Origin of the sequence: Marinobacter sp. UBA2498 (assembly GCF_002341575.1) — a bacterium.
GTDB lineage: Bacteria > Pseudomonadota > Gammaproteobacteria > Pseudomonadales > Oleiphilaceae > Marinobacter > Marinobacter manganoxydans.
In genome coordinates this window covers 21,793-23,907 of sequence record NZ_DDOI01000092.1, presented here as the reverse complement: position 1 = coordinate 23,907, position 2,115 = coordinate 21,793, and the positions used below count along the sequence as shown (strand labels likewise).

At 57.8% G+C, this 2,115-nt stretch carries 3 protein-coding genes; 2 read left to right on the top strand and 1 reads right to left on the bottom strand.

Features of this window, described 5'->3' with window-relative positions:
- The first annotated feature begins 1 nt into the window (after nt 1).
- Nucleotides 2-1,066 carry a glutamate 5-kinase gene (gene proB, locus B2W52_RS12920; protein ID WP_286803446.1) on the top strand — a complete coding sequence of 355 codons (1,065 nt, stop codon included), beginning with the start codon at nt 2-4 and terminating at the stop codon, nt 1,064-1,066.
- Between the two features lie 62 nt (nt 1,067-1,128).
- Here the strand turns inward: proB and rpsT are convergent, their stop codons facing one another.
- Nucleotides 1,129-1,398 (bottom strand): 30S ribosomal protein S20, encoded by a 270-nt coding sequence (rpsT, locus tag B2W52_RS12915; protein ID WP_008170735.1) that lies wholly within the window; start codon nt 1,396-1,398, stop codon nt 1,129-1,131.
- Between the two features lie 261 nt (nt 1,399-1,659).
- Here rpsT and murJ point away from each other — a divergent pair.
- The coding region (gene murJ, locus B2W52_RS12910) for a murein biosynthesis integral membrane protein MurJ (RefSeq protein WP_286803444.1) at nt 1,660-2,115 on the top strand (456 nt) is incomplete at its 3' end.

The window sequence follows — 2,115 nt, the reverse complement described above, 5'->3', positions numbered from 1 at the left end:
TTTGCTGACCAACGATGGCCGTGGCCTGGATGTGGCGGCCCTGGGTTTGTGGGTGGATCAGATCGCCGAGCTTATTGAAGATGGCGTGGAGGTGGTTGTCGTTTCCTCTGGTTCCGTCGCCGAGGGAATGAGTCGTCTTGGCTGGACTGTCCGGCCAGAGCAGCTCCATGAGTTGCAGGCTGCTGCGGCGGTTGGTCAGATGGGTCTGGTGCAGACCTGGGAGGCCCAGTTCAAACGGCACGATATCCATACCGCCCAGATTCTGTTGACTCATGACGACCTCTCCGACCGCAAGCGCTATCTGAATGGCCGGGGAACCCTCAGGGCCCTGCTGAACCTGGGTGTCGTGCCCATTGTGAACGAAAACGACACTGTGGTTACCGACGAGATCCGGTTTGGCGATAACGACACCCTGGGCGCCCTGGTTGCCAATCTGATTGAGGCGGATGGCCTGATTATCCTCACTGACCAGCTGGGCCTCTTTGACAAGGATCCCAGGAAGCATTCGGATGCCTGTCTGGTGACCGAGCGCAGGGCCGGCGATCGCGAACTGGATGCCATGGCGGGTGGCGGCGCCGGTGTTCTCGGGCGCGGCGGCATGCAGACAAAGTTGCGTGCTGCGCGGCTTGCTGCCCGGTCTGGGGCTTTCACCGTCATTGTTGGTGGTCGCATTGAGGGCGTGATTGGTCGCCTGCGGCAGGGTGATGTAATCGGTACTCTGTTATTGCCGGAGCAGGGCCGGATTGCTGCCCGAAAGCAATGGCTCGCCAGCCACCTGCAGACCCGTGGCAGGCTGACTCTGGATGATGGTGCGGTGAAAGTGCTGTGCCTGGGTGGCCGCAGTCTTCTGCCGGTGGGTGTTAAAGGTGTGTCGGGGCAGTTTCGCCGTGGCGAGATGGTGTCCTGCTTCGACCAGAGTGGTCGTGAAGTCGCCCGGGGGCTGGTTAATTACGACGCCGACGAAGCCAGGGCTATTGCCGGCCGTTCCAGTGACCGGATTACCGAGATCCTTGGCTATATGTCAGGCGAGGAGATGATCCACCGGGACAATCTGGTGATTGTGTGATAATCGCTCGTCCATAAAAAAAACCGGCCAGATGGCCGGTTTTTTTGCCTGAATCGAGCTGATTAGGCGCTCTTCAGGGCCTTGATCTTGGCGCTCAGGCGGCTCTTGCTACGAGCAACCTTGTTCTTCGCGAAGATGCCTTTGTTGACCATGCTGTCCAGAATCGGCTGAGCCTGCTGGAAAGCGGCCTGGGCTTCTTCGTAGTTGCCGGCTTCGATCTTGGATTGGATCTTTTTCACATAAGTACGAGCCATGGAGCGCAGGCTTGCATTGTGCTTGCGGTTCTTCTCGTTCTGACGTGCGCGCTTCTTGGCTTGCGGGGAATTTGCCACCGTAAAACTCCTGAAAATCTCAAATTCGTTGCTGAATGATTCGTTACATCGCGGGCGCGCCAAAACCAGCGCGTCGAAATAAATGACGCGGAACTATGCCGCTCAAACCTTCAAATGTCAAGGCTAAAACCCATTTCATGCCCCGACACAGAAGGCCTGTGGTAAACTCGCGGCTCACTGAACGCGGGCTTGACCGGGAAGCAGGTAATTCCCGAAATACGAGCGCCAAAAGGATATTCAGAATGCCAAGCAAGGGCCTGCATGTCGTCGGAACCTGAATCAACGCCTGAACAGAAGCAATTACCCAAGCCGCCAGGACTACTCAGATCGTCGGGGCTCGTCGGTATTATGACCATGCTGTCCCGGGTGCTGGGTCTGGTTCGGGATATGGTCATCGCTCGCTATTTCGGTGCCGGTGCCGGTGCCGATGCTTTTTTTGTGGCTTTCAAGATTCCGAATTTCCTGCGTCGGCTATTTGCGGAAGGCGCCTTCTCCCAGGCTTTTGTGCCTGTCCTGTCATCCTATCGGGAGAATCAGTCGCTCTCGGACGTTCAGCGGCTGGTCAATGCGGTGGCCGGCTCCCTCGGCTTGGTGCTGTTGGGCGTCACGCTGGTGGCCATTCTCGGGGCGCCGGTGCTGACGGCGGTCTTTGCCCCTGGTTTCCTGGATGATGAGGTGAAATTTGCGCTGACCAGCGACATGTTGCGCATCACCTTT